This window comes from Planococcus sp. A6, assembly GCF_028823615.1.
Classification (GTDB): domain Bacteria; phylum Bacillota; class Bacilli; order Bacillales_A; family Planococcaceae; genus Planococcus.
In genome coordinates this window covers 1-17,808 of the sequence record NZ_JAPEHT010000004.1, presented here as the reverse complement: position 1 = coordinate 17,808, position 17,808 = coordinate 1, and the positions used below count along the sequence as shown (strand labels likewise).

Annotated in this window: 16 protein-coding genes and 2 pseudogenes; 4 read left to right on the top strand and 14 right to left on the bottom strand. The window is 42.1% G+C overall.

Annotated features, from left to right (window positions below):
* Nucleotides 1–199: 199 nt before the first annotated feature.
* Nucleotides 200–973, top strand: a complete 774-nt coding sequence (locus tag ON064_RS01225) for a DUF2268 domain-containing putative Zn-dependent protease (protein ID WP_274623275.1) — start codon at nucleotides 200–202, stop codon at nucleotides 971–973.
* Nucleotides 974–1,125: 152 nt separating this feature from the next.
* Here the strand turns inward: ON064_RS01225 and ON064_RS01220 are convergent, their stop codons facing one another.
* The 4 genes and pseudogenes from ON064_RS01220 to ON064_RS01205 all read right to left on the bottom strand — a co-directional run bounded on the left by ON064_RS01220 (nucleotide 1,126) and on the right by ON064_RS01205 (nucleotide 4,173).
* Nucleotides 1,126–1,593: a GNAT family N-acetyltransferase gene (locus tag ON064_RS01220; RefSeq protein ID WP_274623274.1), complete on the bottom strand. Its 468-nt coding sequence runs from the start codon at nucleotides 1,591–1,593 to the stop codon at nucleotides 1,126–1,128.
* Nucleotides 1,594–1,663: 70 nt separating this feature from the next.
* The gene (locus ON064_RS01215; RefSeq protein ID WP_274623273.1) at nucleotides 1,664–2,173 is read right to left on the bottom strand and encodes an NUDIX hydrolase; all 510 of its coding nucleotides are present in this window, start codon (nucleotides 2,171–2,173) and stop codon (nucleotides 1,664–1,666) included.
* Nucleotides 2,174–2,231: 58 nt separating this feature from the next.
* Entirely contained in the window at nucleotides 2,232–2,804 is a 573-nt protein-coding gene (locus ON064_RS01210; RefSeq protein ID WP_274623272.1) for a nucleotidyltransferase family protein, read from the bottom strand.
* Between the two features lie 141 nt (nucleotides 2,805–2,945).
* Nucleotides 2,946–4,173, bottom strand: a pseudogene (locus ON064_RS01205) (MDR family MFS transporter).
* A 98-nt stretch (nucleotides 4,174–4,271) separates the two neighbouring features.
* Between ON064_RS01205 and ON064_RS01200 the strand changes: the two are divergent.
* Together ON064_RS01200 and ON064_RS01195 are read left to right on the top strand one after the other, a co-directional pair.
* Nucleotides 4,272–5,924 (top strand): ABC transporter substrate-binding protein, encoded by a 1,653-nt coding sequence (locus ON064_RS01200; protein ID WP_274623271.1) that lies wholly within the window; start codon nucleotides 4,272–4,274, stop codon nucleotides 5,922–5,924.
* A gap of 207 nt (nucleotides 5,925–6,131) precedes the next feature.
* A complete protein-coding gene (locus ON064_RS01195) occupies nucleotides 6,132–7,541 on the top strand; it encodes a bifunctional metallophosphatase/5'-nucleotidase (protein ID WP_274623270.1) in 1,410 nt (469 codons plus the stop codon).
* 87 nt (nucleotides 7,542–7,628) lie between these two features.
* Here the strand turns inward: ON064_RS01195 and ON064_RS01190 are convergent, their stop codons facing one another.
* A complete protein-coding gene (locus ON064_RS01190) occupies nucleotides 7,629–8,240 on the bottom strand; it encodes a VanZ family protein (RefSeq protein ID WP_274623269.1) in 612 nt (203 codons plus the stop codon).
* 193 nt (nucleotides 8,241–8,433) lie between these two features.
* Between ON064_RS01190 and ON064_RS01185 the strand changes: the two genes are divergently transcribed.
* Nucleotides 8,434–8,706: a hypothetical protein gene (locus ON064_RS01185; RefSeq protein WP_274623268.1), complete on the top strand. Its 273-nt coding sequence runs from the start codon at nucleotides 8,434–8,436 to the stop codon at nucleotides 8,704–8,706.
* A gap of 176 nt (nucleotides 8,707–8,882) precedes the next feature.
* On the opposite strand, the gene ON064_RS01180 is transcribed toward ON064_RS01185, so the two are convergent.
* The 9 genes and pseudogenes from ON064_RS01180 to ON064_RS01140 form a co-directional block, all read right to left on the bottom strand.
* Entirely contained in the window at nucleotides 8,883–9,425 is a 543-nt protein-coding gene (locus ON064_RS01180) for a GNAT family N-acetyltransferase (RefSeq protein ID WP_274623267.1), read from the bottom strand.
* Between the two features lie 44 nt (nucleotides 9,426–9,469).
* Nucleotides 9,470–10,123 (bottom strand): hypothetical protein, encoded by a 654-nt coding sequence (locus tag ON064_RS01175; RefSeq protein WP_274623266.1) that lies wholly within the window; start codon nucleotides 10,121–10,123, stop codon nucleotides 9,470–9,472.
* Nucleotides 10,124–10,148: 25 nt separating this feature from the next.
* Nucleotides 10,149–10,892, bottom strand: a complete 744-nt coding sequence (locus tag ON064_RS01170) for a hypothetical protein (protein ID WP_274623265.1) — start codon at nucleotides 10,890–10,892, stop codon at nucleotides 10,149–10,151.
* Nucleotides 10,893–11,448: 556 nt separating this feature from the next.
* Nucleotides 11,449–12,426, bottom strand: a complete 978-nt coding sequence (locus tag ON064_RS01165) for a DUF389 domain-containing protein (protein ID WP_274623264.1) — start codon at nucleotides 12,424–12,426, stop codon at nucleotides 11,449–11,451.
* 182 nt (nucleotides 12,427–12,608) lie between these two features.
* A complete protein-coding gene (locus ON064_RS01160; protein WP_271852556.1) occupies nucleotides 12,609–13,049 on the bottom strand; it encodes an NUDIX domain-containing protein in 441 nt (146 codons plus the stop codon).
* Between the two features lie 240 nt (nucleotides 13,050–13,289).
* Entirely contained in the window at nucleotides 13,290–14,114 is an 825-nt protein-coding gene (locus ON064_RS01155; RefSeq protein WP_274623263.1) for an MBL fold metallo-hydrolase, read from the bottom strand.
* 317 nt (nucleotides 14,115–14,431) lie between these two features.
* Nucleotides 14,432–15,224: pseudogene (locus ON064_RS01150) on the bottom strand (undecaprenyl-diphosphate phosphatase).
* 249 nt (nucleotides 15,225–15,473) lie between these two features.
* Nucleotides 15,474–17,114: a M4 family metallopeptidase gene (locus ON064_RS01145; RefSeq protein ID WP_274623262.1), complete on the bottom strand. Its 1,641-nt coding sequence runs from the start codon at nucleotides 17,112–17,114 to the stop codon at nucleotides 15,474–15,476.
* 315 nt (nucleotides 17,115–17,429) lie between these two features.
* Nucleotides 17,430–17,808: hypothetical protein (locus tag ON064_RS01140; protein ID WP_274623261.1), on the bottom strand; the 379-nt coding region annotated here is incomplete at its 5' end.

Genomic DNA, 17,808 nt, shown 5'->3' with positions numbered 1-17,808 from the left:
CCTGACAGCTAGCCACTAGCCGCTTTGAATTTTCACACTTTTTACATTATACTAATACCGCGCTTCTTATTGATATATTTAATTACTATTTTGTAAATATAAAGAAATTCCCAGCATTTTTTAAAGGATGCGTTGAAAGGAGTGAGCTATCATCAGTATTGAAAAGACGGCAATTAACGTAATCCCAAGGCTTAAACAGATGGAAACTTTTCTTGGAGCAGCAGCTTCAAATCCACAGGCCCATAGAAAAGACTTGTTTCTCGATATATTCAAGGTATCGAATGAGGAATTTGAAACGATGACGTTTTTCGGTATATTCGATCTTGAAAATAAGATCGAAACTCTCGAGAAACAACTCCAAGAAATGCACTATCTTGCTTACGAAAAGTTCATCAAAGACGAACTAACCCTTCTGCAATTAGAGTTTCCAGTATCAAAAGCGTTAGAGTTTGAATTGTTCATTCTAGACGACAAAGATCATTTTGTTAGAGAAAAACTCGGAGGCGTTTCAGCCTATACCGATTGGAACGGCAGACTTTTTTTCGCGGTGTTGCCCGATGCTCAAGTTCGTTCCACGCTAAAGTCAGTCATTACGCATGAGTACCATCATCACTGGCGAACTTATGCCTCAACAATTACTGAGCACAATCAAACTTTGTTAGACCGGTTAATATTGGAAGGCCTAGCAGAGCATTTTGTGAAAATCAGGTTGGGTGATGACTATCTTGGCCCTTATAAAGATGCACTCACGGAAAGACAAGTCCGAGTTCTGTGGGAGACCACTTCTCACTCCTATCGCAATGAAGTGGGCGAAAAAACAGATGTTTATATGTTTGGCAGCAAAGAAGAAAATATACCTTTTTGGGCCGGTTGTGCCATTGGCTACTATTTGGTGAAATGGTATTTAGAAAAAAACGAAGGAAGTACGATAGAAGATATGACATCGCTGCCTAGCAATAGTTTTATAGTTTAGTTTTCGAAATGAAATAACCAGTTCTCAAGATGAGGCTTATCCAAATTAAAAAGACAAGAAATTCATTTTCGAATTTCTTGTCTTTTCGTATGTGTAATTTCATCTACGTGGAAACCCTTATGCCATAAAGTTAGAGACTAATGTTTTTCGATTCATATTCTTTTCCCCATGGATGTTGATTGCACTTGGTAACCCAGCTTTTCATAAAGTTCATAAGCATGGGGATTGGTCCCGAACACATTTAGCCCCATGGAAGTAATACCGCGATTTCGCATGTCTTCCTCTAGTTTCTGCAATACCGCTGTAGCAATCCCCTTTTTCCTATACTCTTCTCCAACTAAAATATGATAGATGTAAGCTTTGTTCGTAGTGGGTTGGATATTGTACCAAAGGGAGCCAACTACTTTATCTTCTTCCATTGAGACAACATGACAAACTGATTGTCCCTCTCTATTTTGTTTGTTCGAAAACAATTGTGCCATCAAAGCTTTTGATTCTTCCATTGCTGCATCCTCTGGAATCATATAATTTTCCGATAAGTCTTGTGCATAATCAGGGATCAAGAACGCCATAAACTGATCGAATTCTTCTTCTGACATTGGCTGCATTTCTATTTTCATTATTTACACTCCCCAGTAATATATATCGTCCATTATTACCACTACTTCTAAAATTATCTGCTCACATCTTTTATCTAAATAAGGATTTCAATTCTTCCGAATACAGTTGATACCTCTCCCAAACCGGTGCCACTACTTGACCTGTTCGATTCATTTCCTTCAGTTCTTCAACTCGGACCCATTTGGCATCACAGACTTCCCCAGGCTGCAGAGTTAGTTCATTGATTTCAATAGTTCGATGGCTTATATACAAATAGCTGTCTAGAAATGATTTGCCCTTTGACCTCTCACCCAAGTATTGAAGATCCGCTGCTGCCACGGCAATTCCCGTTTCTTCAGCGAGTTCTCTGACAGCACCTTCTACGCTGCTTTCCCCTGCATGTACTGAACCTCCTGTGCTTTCCCAAAGCAATGGGAACGTTTTGGCAGCGTCTCTTTGAGTCATTAACATGCGGCCGTCTGCATTAATCGTATAAACCTCCACAACCACATGAAATTCATCCGATTGAAGCTCCTCTCCGCGTGTATGCAATTTGTTTAATGGTTTTCTTGATGCGTCTACTAAATCCCACAGCTCCATCCTGTTTCCCTCCTCAGTTTTGCTCATAATTTAACTTTGCGCAAACCAATTTCAAAATTTAAGATTTACCATAATGAATTTTTAACTGATTCCAAATTGATGGCCAATTCTTCTTGGAAACCCGCTCTTCATATATTTTTAACCGTTGCTCGTTTCCCAAAAAGTATGGTGTGGGCTTAACATCCAAATTAATCAAATCTTGAATTCCATGAGGAGCCGCTACTACCAAGCGGTCTTGGTCGTCCAGTTTAACCCCTATTGCAGTTGCTGTCTCTGGAAATTTAGCCATTGCATCAACAGAAGATGTGAATGCTGAAACATTATTTCTAATGTGTATTCTTGCTTGATTCTTTACCGACCACGGAACGTTTGGAATAAGCTCGGTGAGTTTCGCTTCCAGTTCTTTCTCTTTTCCTTCATCAGTTAGGGTGGCATCGTAATAAATGACATCAATATCGGCAAGAGCACTTCTCTCATCAAGTCCATGTAAAACATCCCACGCCTTTGAACGGACAAATCCTGCACAGATCCACCAGTCTGGCAGGCCCAAGAATTTTGCAGCACGCAATAAATCCAACATCCATTCGTCTTCTTGTATTAGACATACAAGATCCTCTTCGGTTTTCAGCATTTAGCCACTTCCCTTACATCCGAAATTAATATAAACAAAGATTATCCCTTTTCTTATACTTCCTTTCGGCTTCTCCCCTTATTTTACCATTTCATCTGTATTCCCGATATTCGACAAAATCTAATCCACTATACCTTATACTCATAAACTTGCATTACTCGCTGCTAATGTTTTACTTTCAACCTTTTTGCCAAATAGCCCAGTATACACAAGCAATGTGCCAAGCATCAGGATAAGGCCCATATAAACGGACATCATCGTTGGGATCAAGTAAGCTCCCAAAATGATCGTCGAGCGGGCAATTAAGTCGGCACCACTAAAAGCAATACCGGAAAACGCTGAGTAAGAGCCTCTTTTATCTGTTGGCATCATATTCGCCTGTTCCGCATTGCGGATTGGCGAATACATCAATTCCCCAAGTGTCGCGATCACACTGAAAAGAAGCAGCAAATACCAGGAATTAGCTGAAGTCATGACGATATAGCCGACACTGTAAATGAATAGCCCATAGAGAAGGACCTTTTTCTTGTTGAAACGATCCGTGATTTTATTAATCAAAAAGGTAAAGCAGACGACCAACAGCATGTTTTGGATATTGAGTATGCTCAGCATCCGAACGCCGCCAATTTCAAATCCTTCAACCGAAATGGGTTGAAAACTCTCTGCCAACCGAACTCCGATATAGCTGTTTAACGAAAACTCGGCAGCAAAAATGAACATCGACCCGATGACCACTTTTACGAAGGGCTTGTCTTGAAATGCCACTTGATAATTTTGGAGCACATCGAGAAATACATTTTTATGCTGCTTTTCTAAGCGACTGACTTGCAGGTCTTCGAGCCAAATTGCATACGCTACGGGAAGGCATGCCGATGTTATAGATAATAATAGAAATAATTCGATTTGATGGTTCATGTACAATAACCCGCCCAAAGCCGCTCCAACAGCTAGCGATAAATTGACTAACCAATAATCGATTGCATAGACTGCTTTGCGATTTTCCGGAGTGGTCGAGTCGATAATAATCGCATGGATGGCCGGCCTTCCCAGGCTGCTGGTGATGATATAAGCGATATAAGCTGAAGCGAACAACCAAATCCAATTCGATTCCGGCACTAAACTGGTTGCCATCACGCCAAAAAACACAGCACTAAACGAAGAGGTTACCATCAGTACTTTCTTTCTTGGCAAGCGATCGGAAATATAGCATGACGACCGTAAATATCAAGAACATCCCCGCCGCCACTTTCCCTATTTCTTCTGCAAAAAACAGCGCCATGAACGGCATAACTGCAGAGGATACCGCCCGATTGAAAAAAGAAGTAATGAGACGCACTTTGATGTTCCGTGGATATTCTTGCCATTTCATATTGAATTCCCCCTCCATATTCTGTATATTAAACCAGACAAAATATTGAAAAAATGGACAATTTCAAGAGAACACGTCCACTTTTAAAGGAGAAAGCGATGGAGAAGCAGTTATTAACCTTATGGAACAGCGGATCTTCAGGAAATGTAAAGCACGAAGAAATAGCGAAAGCCCTCGACCTCAGCACGAAACAGACCACTCGCTACATCAAAAAATGGGCTGATCAAGGATGGCTCGAGTATACAGCGGGACGCGGCAGAGGGAATTTATCCAATCTGGTGTGGTTAAAAGATGTCGAAGCGATTTACGAAGACCAGGTGATGACTATCATCAATCAAGAAGCTGTTGAGGAAAGCAGCAAATACTTACTGTACGATTGGTCCAATGACAGTAAATTGAGGCTGCTCAATCAATTCCGCCTGAGATTTGGTTATTTTCAAAGCGCCGATGAAATCGATAAGTTGATCGTTCCAAGGCGCCATAAATTGCTGACCTTGCATCCGCTGAAAGCGATCGATATGCAAAGCGCCAATATGGTGGCCAATGTATTTAACCGTCTGGTGGCGGTGGATGAAAACGGCGTAATCAAACCCGAACTTGCCCACGCTTGGGATGTCGGCGAATTTCATCTTCGGCTTTATTTGCATAAAGGCGTCAAGTTCCATGACGGTTCTACTTTAACTGCCGATGATGTGGTAACTTGTCTCAATCGATTACGAAACCATGTGTATTTTAATTCCTTGTGGGAACCGGTGGCTGAAGTGAAATCAGCCGCTCCGTTAGTTGTGGACCTGTTCTTTCCTGAGGGCTGCAGCTACTGTCTTCAATTGCTCGGCATGATGAATTCGAGTATTTATAAAGAAAGCAACGGCAGAATTTGGGGAACCGGCGCATTTTATGAAGCGGAAAATTCAGAAGACAAAACGTCTTTAAAAGCCTTCGATGAATATTTTCAAAAAAGGCCCTTGCTCGATGTCGTTGATTTTGTCCAGGTTCCGAGAGATTTTGAAATCACTTATCGTTCATCAAGCCATACGAAAGAAGCAGCCACGTTTCAAGTGGAAAGTGATACTGGATTTGGCGTCGTCGTGATGAATGCGTTCCGTTCTACTGATATCCAGCGGCAAGAAGTGCGGGGTTATATTCATTATGTCATCGCGAAACACCGGCGTACGATAAGTGATTATCATAAGCGTGCATTACCGAATGGCAAGAGTTGCTTAGTTGGATACGACCAATGTTTTACCGTACCAGAAATGGAACGCCCCCACTTTAATCAAGCCTTGGTCTTGAAAGCGGTCAAGCACTCTGAACAATCTGCACTATGGTTAAAAGAGGCTCTTGAACAAGAAGGAGTTCCCGTAAAAGTACATTGGATGTCTTTTGCAGAAAAGCTATCGGATCATGGGACAGATCAGCAAGGAGACTTATTTATCCATGGAGAAGTACTTGAAATGAACCAAAACTTCTCATTCTTTTACTTTCTGAAGAACAGCTACTCGCCTTTAGCTGGGGCGATATCGAAACACAAAGAAGTACTCGATTGCCTTGACCAGTATGCGCAGACTCCTTTCGCACAATGGACTTCTTTAAACTTACAGGTCGAGAAGCTATTATTGGAGTCTTCGATCATGATTCCGCTTTATTACGAGAAGCGCCATGTTCCCTTTTCCGCAGATTTAATGAATATTAAGATCAGCCATTTCGGCTATGTCGACTATTCCAACTTGTGGGTGCGGCCGAGTATTTGATGAAGGGCTGAATTATATTGCAGAGAAAAGGACAGAAGAGTCAGTGATCTCTTCTGTCCTTTTGTTTCAAGAGTAATAATTACCATTACAACAGTGGGTAGATATCATAACGTTTCAAGTAGTCAGAAAATTGATAAGGATTTTTTGAAACCTTAGTGGTAGACTATTGGTCTTACTTTAAAAGGAAATAACTAACAGGAGGTTCTTATGAAACTGAAAATCATCCATACCAACGATGTTCACAGTAGTTATGAAAACTTTGCGCGAGCGGCAAGCATGATCAAGGAATTGAAAGACGAAAATACGCTCCTCCTTGATGGTGGCGATTTCGCCGATTTCAAAAGCATTGAATTGCAAGGAACGCGCGGCGTGGCTGCGCTTGAATTGCTTCAGTCGACCGGCTATGACGCTTTGACGATTGGGAATAACGAGATGTTCAATGGCATAGAGACCTTGGAGCATATGGCTACAACCAGCCCGCTCCCTTTCATTAGCAACAATCTCAGAAAAAAAGATGGAAGTGAAATTCAAGGCGTTGTTAAAAGTACGATTTTACATAAAAACAGCTTGCGTATATTAGTTACAGGCGCTTCCCCCGACATGGATGTTTTCAATGACGGGCTTGGAATCAGTGTTTCGAATTATGTCACCATGACACAACAAGAAATCTTAAGCCGCACCGGTTCGTATGATATTTGCATCTTGTTGAGCCATGTTGGCACAGCTGCCGATGAAGAACTGGCTCGAACGATTCCTGAAATTGATGTCGTGATTTCGGCACACGATCACCAGCTGTATTCAGAAGCCAACCTGGTCAACGAGACGATCATGAACAGCGCAGGAAATTACGCTGAACATATCGGTGTGATCGAGCTTGAAGTGGCGAACGGCAAGGTTGAGCTTCTTCATTCGGCCACGAACTCAACAAAAGACGCTGCGCCAGATTCTGTAGTAATGGACATTTTAAAAGATAATAAAGCGAAAGCGCTCGCTTCTTTAGGAAAGTCCCTTTACGATTTACCGGAGCCACTTTGGCATGACGTGATTGAAGAAAACCCATTAACCAATTTGATCGCGGATGGTTTGCGTGACATGATGCAATGCGATATCGGTTTGATCAATAGCGGCATCACCAACGCAGGCCTGTTTCACAATATTTCCCGTCAAAAACTAATTGAAGTTTGCCCATCTCCACTGAATCCGACTTCTTTTGAAGTACAAGGCAAGCAGCTAAAAAAAGCCTTCACGCAATCCTTGGATGCACAAGCGTGCCTGGCGGATGGTCGTGGACCTGGATTCCGTGGGAAATTTGTCGGCCGGCTGCACATTTCAGGAGCTACGATCATCCATGATGGCAAACGTGTTCAAGACATCCTGATTGATGGTGAATCAATACAGGATGAGCGGTGGTATAAAGTTGCCAGCTCCGATTACCTGCAGCGCGGATCCGGCTACCCGGACTTGGCCGAAAATCGAAACCAAGTTTATATGGCCGAAGAAATTAAAGATGTCATTCAGCTTTATGCGAACCAGCCCAAATTCCTCGAGCAAGCTTTTAAAATGCGATCAGAAAGACAAGCTGAGCATGCAGAGCTTGGTTCTCCTCACTTCTTGTGAGACAGTGACTGCAGAAACAATAAAGAAGGGTCAATTATCCGTGGATAATTGACCCTTCTTTGATTTGACTTCGGACTTGTATTTGTTTCAATGAGACAGCTTTGTAGCTGTTGTTTGTTTTTCTTGTGTGATTCGTATATGGACAACTTTTGCCAACAAAAAGCCTAAACAACCACCTGCCGTATTTAATAGTAAATCATCAATATCAAACGATCCGCGCTTAGTGAAAAACTGCAGCAGTTCTATCACCAGACTGCTAGAGAGAAGAATCTGCCACGAATAAGCAAATTTGATTCTCTTTATGTATAAATAAGCCCCTCCAGGCACAAAGAGCATCATATTAATCAGCAAAGCCGCGATAAAGGTTGAGAGATTGACCTCAGAAATATAGTTTAAAAAGTCAAACGGCATCAGGTTATAATCGCTTGTTTTTCCATCTCCTCTATAAAGAGTCGCAGAGAACAATAAGATTAAGTAAAGGACCAACGCCAAATCTATATAGATCGGTTCGACTTCATATTCTTTCAATAAAAACTTAAAACTCATAAAAATGAAGAAAGCCAACAGGAATCTACCGAGTATATATGGCACTGGGGACACAGCGAACATGACAATTACTTCATCGATGATGTAATACATCAAAACTTGGGACAACAGCAGTGATAGAACGATCAATAGAGCATTTTTAAGAAAAGTCATTTTTTCACTCCTACGTAAACAGCTTTTATATCTATATTTTACCAAACGTTTTTTTAAAAGGGTTGATTATAGCAAAAAGACTAGTTTAATATTCCACTTCTTCTTTCACCCAATTTATGGAAGTGATATAATCCATGTGTTACTCATTAAAACTGTGAATTGATTTTCAACACTGCTGATTAGGAGGAATCGAATGTATCTCATACTCGCTGCCTATATTGCTTTATTAAGTTTGGCCGTCCGTAAATTCGCCGGAAAGAACAGGGAGAAGTGGATCAATGCCGGGTTTCTTACCGCTTTTGTCCTTCCTTTGGTCGTCTTCTTTCTCTTTGCTCGTATTGTAGGTTCTTTAACAGGCGCTGGAATGGGTTCGGCTGCTGCTGGATTGCTATTTGGAGCCGCTACATGTATTACTGGATTCGTCTTTTTATATATTGGGTATACGGCTAAACCCGGGCACTCGTGAAAACAGACTTTTACGGAAATGAAGAGGGAGAAGACGCGCATTTATATTAGCGCAGCTTCTCCCCTTTTTATGAATAAGCCGTACTGTTAACTTCGTTGAAGCATTTCACTTAAACACTGGATTTTATGAGCTCAAAATGTTAGCCAGGACACTTTTCTCCATAATGCTTCCTAAAGTTAAAATACCTTGTACCAGTACAAAGTAATATCGATATTGGGATTCGCTTTTTGCTTTAAGGTATCAGCACCACCCAATACAAATCCTTGATTTGCATAGAACCGACATGCGATTACGTTATCGTTCTGTGCTTCAAGAGATAGCCCAATCAATGATTGTCCCTTTGCCCATTTTTGTGCAGCTTCTAACAGGAGCTGACTGACACCCTTTTTTCGGAAACTTTTACGGACAGCGATATTCTCGATATATGCAAAGCGGTTCCAGTCTTTCACCAAGCGAATTTGCCCGACGCATTTCTCCCCCTGCATTGCCAGGAACACCACTTTCTTCTCACTGACGATATATTCTTCCCAATTGAGCTGGTCATCAGGAAAACGCGTTTCCGATGGGTTGTCGTATAATCGTTCTTTGTATGACCATTTTCCATCCGAAAAGCTCGGGAGAATGTTGCCGATAATGGGAAAAGCCTCGTTTGCTTGGTTTACAACGGGGATCAATTTCTTCTGTAATTGTTTTATTGAAACCTTTTCGTTATGTTCCATACATAACTCCTCTCGATAGATCCTATCGTTTCTTTATGTAAGTTCTATAAAATCCTCGTTTTATTCCTGGCTTTAATTTTTAGATTTATACCAAATGAGGTTCCAGAGTCGATATGAGCGGGAACACCTGATAAGTCGATTAACTCTTTTAAATGAATGTGCTTTTTGCTATTGGCTGCTAGTGTAACTGTATAAGGACCCGCCAAGTTCATAAGCGACTCCATCCGCATGTCTTCTTCTTCCATAAACAACGAATCGATAAATTCCAATTCCACTGTCACAGCCTCATCACTGCGATTATGTAATACTAGATTGCATTCGGCGTCCATGGAATCATCCATCGTGACAAAGTCGCACTGGCCATTTCCGTCATAAGAGATAGCTGAAATGCCATTTGCTAGAGTTTCCTGGTATGCCGCAATCAATAGATTCGGTAAAAACATATAGACAATGACGACTGCGAACACTATCCGAAATCGATATTTTTCCAGGCTATTGAACAACAAAATGATAGCGCCAATAAACATGATAGACCCAATGATTCCCAACAAATTATATCCTTCTTGATCTTGAATGGGAAACGACATAAAGACAAATTGAGCCTCTTTTATCGCTGTATTTGAAAACGGAAAAAATAAGTACATGCAAATAGCGAATATAATAAACGAACCCACGAATGCCGCTTTATTTTTAATCATGGTTTTTCCTCTCTTCTAGTCGTCGTCATCTTCCTTCTTTGGATGTATCTTTTCCTAGAATAATATTACGCGTCAAGTTGAGCATATTGTTTTGTACCTTCTCAGTATTCTTTTGTCGATCAATTAAATAACCCACGTGGTAAACGAATCCATCGTGATAGGAATAAAATTCGTTAGCGGCGGTACCGACCACATTTAATTTTTCTTCCGCTTCATCATATTCATAATACCGATACAATAAAGCACTATTTGTGGTCAGCACTTGCTGGAAAATGAAATCATCCCCGCTCAGCTCTTGTTTATCAAATCGATTTCCGACCGAATCAGTTGCTTCTGCAACTTCATAATTCTCGACCGGATTTTTTTCCATTTCAGTTACCGAGACGATGAAAAACTCATCTATAATGCCCTCTTCAGATTTCCCAAGATAGCTCAACTGAACTTGATGAATCACTTTCCCGGTTCGGTCTTCGGAAGTGACCACATACGCATTTTCTCCATCTACTTCGAAAGGCAGTAAATCAGAATCGATCCCCTTTTTGAGCAGGTGATGTTCACCTAAAATCGATGGAGACAATGGTTGTGCTTCTGCAGGTTTATAAAACTCCACATGTTCTCTCTCATTCAACCCGTCATAAGCATTGAAATTTTCGCTATAGGTCAGACCAGTCCCCTCTACTTCTTCTAATCCGTCCGGAGCGCTAGAACAGCCACTGCATAGGAAGATGCTCATCATTATCGATATAACAGGTACGAATGGTTTCGTCATTTACGCTTTCCTCTCCTCCAATATGGCTTCCACAACAGTTCCGCTACTTCGATAACATGATGATGTGTATTGTATTAAATCCCAGAAACCACATCAATCGGTTCGGAATAATGGTATGGGTAAGCTGCAATAAAAAAACTCATTTCATCAGTTAAGAAAATCTAATGAAATGAGTTTGCAGCTTAATGCTTCAGTTCTTGATGACAGACTCTAGAAGACCCGGAATGCCATACATAGGAGCACCCACTTTCTGAAGGTACATGCCAAGCCCTACAACTAAAATGATGACAACAACGGATAAAATCAAATTCACGCTTTCTCGAGACACCCGGCCTTCGCTCCCTAAATAGACTGCAACTAAAATTGAACTTGTTAGAGGAATTCGTTTACTATTTTAGCTATTAATAGAATACCACTAGTATTTGGAAAGTAAATATTTATTAGAATTTTTTTCTTAACTAGTCACAATGATATCGATAAACATTAAAAATAGTGACTAATTCACCAATATTATTGACATTTAGCTAGTAAATGAGAAATCAATAAGCGTCTCGGGTCATTGTTGCCACAATGTTTGATTCTGGAATAGCTCTTCCAAACGTTGTTTATCCAATTCATTCAAATCGGGTACTTGGATAAGAGTCAGTTCTAAATCGTCAAATCCGTAATTCGATAAGTTATCATTCAATTCTTCCCTTTCAGCCTCGTTGAACCGGTTACCCAAAGTTGTCACAACTAAAAGCTGACGATCGTCATTGTAGACATGATTAATAACGACTGTTTCCTTGAACTCTTCATCAATGAAACGCTCAATATTGAGGGTGGTCATGTTTTGTCTGATTAACACATAAGCACTGAAAATGCTCGGTACTGTAACCAGTATTGTCAAAATGGCGATATAGGTATTGATGCGTTTCTTCTTAGTCAGCTGCAAGCTTTTATCGCTGCGAAGCAACACTTTCACGCCGATAAAGGTCGCAATCAAAATGAAACTGCAATTTATTAGGAAGAGGTAACCTGCCCCTAGAAAATATGACAAATTTTGAGCTGATAAAGAATAACCTATCGTACAAACTGGCGGCATCAGTGCTGTTGCAATAGCGACCCCTGGCACAATATTGTTCGCGACTTTCTTGCGCAGACCTATCCAACCCGCTGTTCCTCCAGCAAACGCGATCAACACATCCCAAATAGTCGGGAAAGTTCTTGCGATAATTTCATCACTGGCTTGCGTGATCGGGGAAAATGAAAAATAGAGAAAGGAGGTCAATATACTGATTCCCAATTGAACTCCTAAAAGACGCAAAGCCTTGTAAAACAACTTCATATCAGATATTCCCAAAGAAAGGCCGAGGCCAAGTATTGGATTCATCAACGGTGAAATGAGCATTGCACCAATCACAACTGGAATGGAGTTCAAGTTTAAACCGATGGACGCGATAAAAATGGCACACATCAAAATCACTGCGTTGCTCGACTTAATCGACAATTCGTTATCGATATTACTCCTGATCTCCCTCAGGTTGTATTGCATAACCATCCACCTCTCTTTAATATCACTATGAAGTTCATTAGGTTTGGTTATCTATACGCTACACTATTTCCATTGCTCCGCATTAATTTTTAAATACTTCTACCTCCTAGTCTTTATATCCTCTTTAAGGCAAGGCTTGCTCATTTAAATGTACCTTTTTTGCTGTCACGATAATAAATGAGCTAACGGATAAACGCTGTCTCGCATTTAGCTAGTGCATCGTTTAACCATTCAGGGTGCATCTTTAATAAATCATCTGGCAGACGGTGTACATCAAAGAACTTAACATCTATCGACTCAGCGGAATTGCATTGCAAGGTCCCACCTGTGATTTCAGCAAGAAAGCAAGCCGTGATAAAATGCACGGTTCTGCCACTAGGATAAGCAAACACCTGAGAATCAGGGTCAGAGTATACGCCGATAAGCTTGGTGATTTTCACCTCTAAATTAGTTTCCTCTTTTACTTCGCGTATAGCTGCCTCAGCAACGGTTTCGCCTATTTCCACATGGCCCGAAGGAATGCCCCATAATCGTACATCTGCTCTTTTTTGCAACAAAACCTGATTTTGTTCATTTAGGATCACCACCGCGACCCCCGCTTTTAAATCATCAATCTTTTTCATTCCATAAACCTCCTTCTCATAATAAAAAGGTCCGAGAAGAAAGAATTCAACGCATAACAAATACGTTGAACCTTTCCCCTCGGACCTTTTATGTCAATAGGTGCCTTTTACGTAGAGTAAAAGATGCAGCCCTCGGTCACTGACCTACCTAGATAGCGGAACCCTAGCTACAATTTTCCAGTTCGCTTTCATTCTACAGATTTGTTCTCGATAATGGAATATAAAATTGCTTTTCCATTATTATGTGTCAAAAAGCACACCATTCAACGCATCAATATATCTTCTAGCCGAGTTTTGTACGGCTTCCCGCGCCTCGTTCACTACGATCCGGTGAAAGGCATCATACACTCGGTCGAAGCGGATTTCATTTAACTGGACCGCCATTCTTTCGACAGTGCGCACAGGCAACGGAATGAAGTTCGGGTAGCTATACATAAAACTGACCCACTGGCGGTCTGCGACGACGCGGACGATATCGCCTGTCAATAACACGCCTTTGCCGGCACTTCCATCTTTCCATTCCAGGATAGCTGCACCTTTGAAATGGCCACCGATCCGGTGCAGCGTGAACCCTTCTGCAACTTCGAGCGTTTCGCCTGACCAAAAGATAATGAGGTCGCTTGGTCTCGTCACCCATTGCTTGTCATCTTCGTGAATATAGATTACCGCATCAAAAGTTTCAGCCCATTCCACTTGAGTCGAATAATAATGCGGATGGGACAAGGCGATGGCATCGATTCCCCCTAACTCCTTAACCGTTTCGATTGTCGCGGTATCAAGATAGCTTATACAGTCCCACAAGATATTGAAGTTTTCCCCTTGAACCAAATACGCAGTTTGCCCAATTCCAAAACTTGGCACAGTCGTTATACTTGAGAGCCCTTGTTCTTCTAGCGTAATCTCATTCTGATAAGCAGTGGAGTGAATCATCTCTTCCAATGTCGTCCAACTTTGCCCTTTAACGCTGACGTATTGCCGTTCTTCTGTACAGACTGAACAACTATCCGGTGCTGACTCAAGGCTTTCAGTTTGAACTCCACATGTGCGGCAGATGAAATTTCCCATTTTCCCCATCCTTTCAACTTACAAGTGTCTACTAATAATTAGTATATCCTAAGATTTTCAATTTAAATTCATTCATAGGTTCGGTTTTTCTATTTAATTACAACTTCGACTTTAAATCGAAATAAAAAATACCTGCAGTAGTCCTATGAGTTGTCGTGTGAAAAAGCAGGTTTGCCTGAGGCCTTAATTTTCACTTAAATATGTAGCGGTATACTCCAGCAAAAAAAGAAAAAGAATCTCACAAGAAATTCTTTTTCTTTACTGGTTCTATCTATATTCATCGACATCGTTTTATTCGACTGCCCTTGCATTAATGGTCAAAGAAATACAATAAATGCCAAAACGCTGGCTAGCAAGAGACGATAAATGGCAAAGGGCACCAGCTTGATGTGTGAAATCAATTTCAAGAAAAACTTGATGGAAATCAACGCAAAGATAAATGCCGTAACAAACCCTGCGGCATAGAAGCTGAGATGATCAAATGAAATGGCTTCCCAATTTTTGACGAGCGAGACGATTGATGCTCCGAGCATGATCGGGACGGCCATGATGAAAGTGAAATCAGCTGCGGTTCTATGGTCTAGCCCCAGCAATACGCCGCCTGAAATGGTCGAGCCTGAGCGAGAAAAGCCTGGCCATAAGGAGAAGCATTGAACGGTGCCCACAGTTAAGGCTTTAAGGTAACTGATTTCATCTAATGAATTGATCGACGGGTTTTTGGGGCCGAATTTATCGGCGATGATCATGAAGAATGCCCCGATGACCAATCCGATCAGCACGGTTTCAATGCTGAATAAATGCTCATCTATAAAGTCTTCAAACAGCAAGCCGAAAACCCCTGCTGGCACAATACCGATCAAAACGTGCAGGATATTGAATGTCGTGGGTGTGTCTTGCTCGATTTTATATAATGAAGACGACCGCGAGTATAGACCCGAGCTGAATGACGATTTTGAAGGTGTTGGCTGACGGCCCGCCTAAAAAGCCTTCTGTGTTGAGCCATAAATCATCAAAGATGATCATATGCCCTGTTGATGAGATGGGCGCAAATTCGGTTAGGCCTTCCACTATCCCTAGCACCAATGCTTTTAATATTTCGATGATCTCCATAATTGCTCCTTCAAACGTATTAGACTGACAATATGAAGACGCTATTTTTTAAATACGGGTTCCGCCCAAAGTTCCAAGCCTGAATTTATTTTTCTTCAATCCAACAGAGTCCCGTTACCGATCGCACTCATCCTTAACTAAATCCGGTATTTCGTACACAATCAATCGCTCGAGTCCATCTTCCACTCTAAACTAAAAAGCACTAGCCGCCTGTCCAGGTAGACAAACGGCTAGCGATTTTTAAAATGCTTATTCGTAGATACCTACATCGTCAAATCCTTTAGCCGTCGCTTTTTCTTCTGCGCTACCTTCTCCGTAGATGTCAGCCGCTGACTGGACAATGAGTTTGCGGGCTTCACTGAAGTTGGAAGTTGGCGTCAAGTAGACCGTCAATGCGCGGTAGAATATCTGGCCAAGTTTTTCCTTGCCGATCTCTTCGCCGATCAAGTAAGCTGCGTGGTTGGTAATGGATGAATTGATATGGACGCCGCCGTTATCTAAACTTCTCGGCAAGTCATAGAACTCATCCATATGGGAAGGGTAGTTTCCTTCACCGTCGCCGTACGCAACGTAAGCCGCATTAACTGGATATTTGCTTGGGTCGCTTAAGCTGCGCAACGAGGCCCTGCCGTCCGCTTTAGCATCAGGGCCCATGATGTCTTCCCCGACTTCCCAATCGTCCTCATCAACCAAAGCACCGAAAATATCCGCAAAGGATTCATTCAACGCGCCGGATTCAAAACGGTACTGGAGATTCGCCGAATTGGAGATCACGCCGTGCGTCATTTCATGCGCTGCGACGTCCAAGCCGGCTGACAATGGCACCATGAACGAGCCATCGCCATCGCCGTAAGTCATATGGCGGCCATTCCAGAATGCGTTGTTATAACTTTCCCCGTAATGCACATAGGAAATAATCGCCATGCCGTTGTCGTCTAGCGAGTTGCGGTCGTGTTCATCATGAAAATATTCATAGACTTGCTCTGAGTTATAATGCGCGTCTACAGCTGGGCGCAAGTATTCATCTTTCCACGAGGCGCTATGGTTCGTGACAATTTCCCCGTCGTTTGCATCGAAAGTATAGATGCCTTCCAAGCCGTCATGCGACTCATCCGACAAGCTGAAAGTCGTGCCTTCTTTGGCTTCTTTACTCTTCGTTGTGTGAATTTTGCGCTGCTCGCCGAGTACGCCGGTTCCGACAGACTGATGGATGTCTTCAGCATGCATGATCGCATTATACTGGTCAATTACCCCACCGCTTTTCGCATCGACAAAGACAAACCAGTTGCCGGGCTCGTCCCCGAGGAAGTTGACGTTTACCTTATAAGCTAGATGGTTTTCACCGTCAAATGGATAGACGACAACTTCCGATTCAGGCGCATACTCGAGCTCTTCTGGAGCGTCAACTGCACCTTTCGCTGTTTGAACGGCATTGACGACGCTCACAGTCGGCGTCGTGTCAACACTGCTGGCGGACGTTTCAGGGAAATGGCCGCCGTTAACGGATACCAATTCGTCCTGTTCGTTGTAATGAACAACCACTTCCGCACCTTCCACTGGGACGCCGTTAACTGCCTGGTTAAAGCGGACATGTGTCATGCCGAGCGCATCCTTTTCAATCGCTTTTTGCTTTAAGTTTTTCTTGGGATTTTTCAGTCCGGTCTTGTTCTCGTTTTCCGCTAGGTAATCAAGCGCATTTGACGCATTGCTTGAAGCCCGCTTCTCGGCAATTTTCTCTTTGACGAATACAGGGACATTGGCATTTTCATTCCACGTTTTATCTGGCGCACCATTTCCTTGTTGGCCATTTGCCAATGTGGTGCTGGCTGTGAACGAACTTGCGACGAGAGCCGATGATAAAATGACAGGTACAATATATTTTTTCTTCAAATTTTTTCCTCCTCGACTTTGATAAAATTTAGTATACCGAAGTAAATTTGGACAAGCAATAAAATTACAGACTATTTGGTATATTTGAAAAATACTACCTAGCAATTTTTGGACAAGCTCTACCCTTTTACACAAAGGAAAATATTGGATTTACGAAAAACAGCTACAGGCAGGATGAAAGGCATACGTGTAAACGGACAGTTTCTATCCTGAAACGAAAAAGAGGAAACGCTGAATGTCTCAGCATTTCCTCTTTTTGTGTGGGCTTATTGAGATTTTCATTTGCCATCCTCGTTTTATAGCGAACTCAATTCTTCAGCGCACTTCCACGACTTCATCTAAAGGAAGCTCTAACGCGCGCAAGCATAAGTCTTTCTTGAGCGTTTCGAAAGCTTGTACTTCTTCCTGCGTCATCAGGCAGTCCCGGTTTTTCTTCGCCAGTTCATAAAAAGCAGCAGGAAAGAAATCTTTTTTCAAGCTGACTTCCACTTCTTCACCCGAGCTCCGCGAAAAGATGAATGCATAGGAACTTTTCGTGTAAGGATCGAACCTGGCAACGGGATAGTCTGGATCTACGAAGTATTTTCCGCGCGTTTCGGCTCTTGTGATAAATTCGAAGGCATCGCGGAATCCTGCGCAGTTCTGTCCTGCTTGGATGGCTAGTTCTTGCCGCCCGGGCACATCCATGCCGTAA

Coding starts and splice junctions, on each gene's coding strand:
- ON064_RS01225 (WP_274623275.1), top strand. CDS start 200: ATGGAAACTTTTCTTGGAGCAGCAGCTTCAAATCCACAGGCCCATAGA.
- ON064_RS01220 (WP_274623274.1), bottom strand. CDS start 1,593: ATGAAAATAGAAATGCAGCCAATGTCAGAAGAAGAATTCGATCAGTTT.
- ON064_RS01215 (WP_274623273.1), bottom strand. CDS start 2,173: ATGGAGCTGTGGGATTTAGTAGACGCATCAAGAAAACCATTAAACAAA.
- ON064_RS01210 (WP_274623272.1), bottom strand. CDS start 2,804: ATGCTGAAAACCGAAGAGGATCTTGTATGTCTAATACAAGAAGACGAA.
- ON064_RS01200 (WP_274623271.1), top strand. CDS start 4,272: ATGGAGAAGCAGTTATTAACCTTATGGAACAGCGGATCTTCAGGAAAT.
- ON064_RS01195 (WP_274623270.1), top strand. CDS start 6,132: ATGAAACTGAAAATCATCCATACCAACGATGTTCACAGTAGTTATGAA.
- ON064_RS01190 (WP_274623269.1), bottom strand. CDS start 8,240: ATGACTTTTCTTAAAAATGCTCTATTGATCGTTCTATCACTGCTGTTG.
- ON064_RS01185 (WP_274623268.1), top strand. CDS start 8,434: ATGTATCTCATACTCGCTGCCTATATTGCTTTATTAAGTTTGGCCGTC.
- ON064_RS01180 (WP_274623267.1), bottom strand. CDS start 9,425: ATGGAACATAACGAAAAGGTTTCAATAAAACAATTACAGAAGAAATTG.
- ON064_RS01175 (WP_274623266.1), bottom strand. CDS start 10,123: ATGATTAAAAATAAAGCGGCATTCGTGGGTTCGTTTATTATATTCGCT.
- ON064_RS01170 (WP_274623265.1), bottom strand. CDS start 10,892: ATGACGAAACCATTCGTACCTGTTATATCGATAATGATGAGCATCTTC.
- ON064_RS01165 (WP_274623264.1), bottom strand. CDS start 12,426: ATGCAATACAACCTGAGGGAGATCAGGAGTAATATCGATAACGAATTG.
- ON064_RS01160 (WP_271852556.1), bottom strand. CDS start 13,049: ATGAAAAAGATTGATGATTTAAAAGCGGGGGTCGCGGTGGTGATCCTA.
- ON064_RS01155 (WP_274623263.1), bottom strand. CDS start 14,114: ATGGGAAATTTCATCTGCCGCACATGTGGAGTTCAAACTGAAAGCCTT.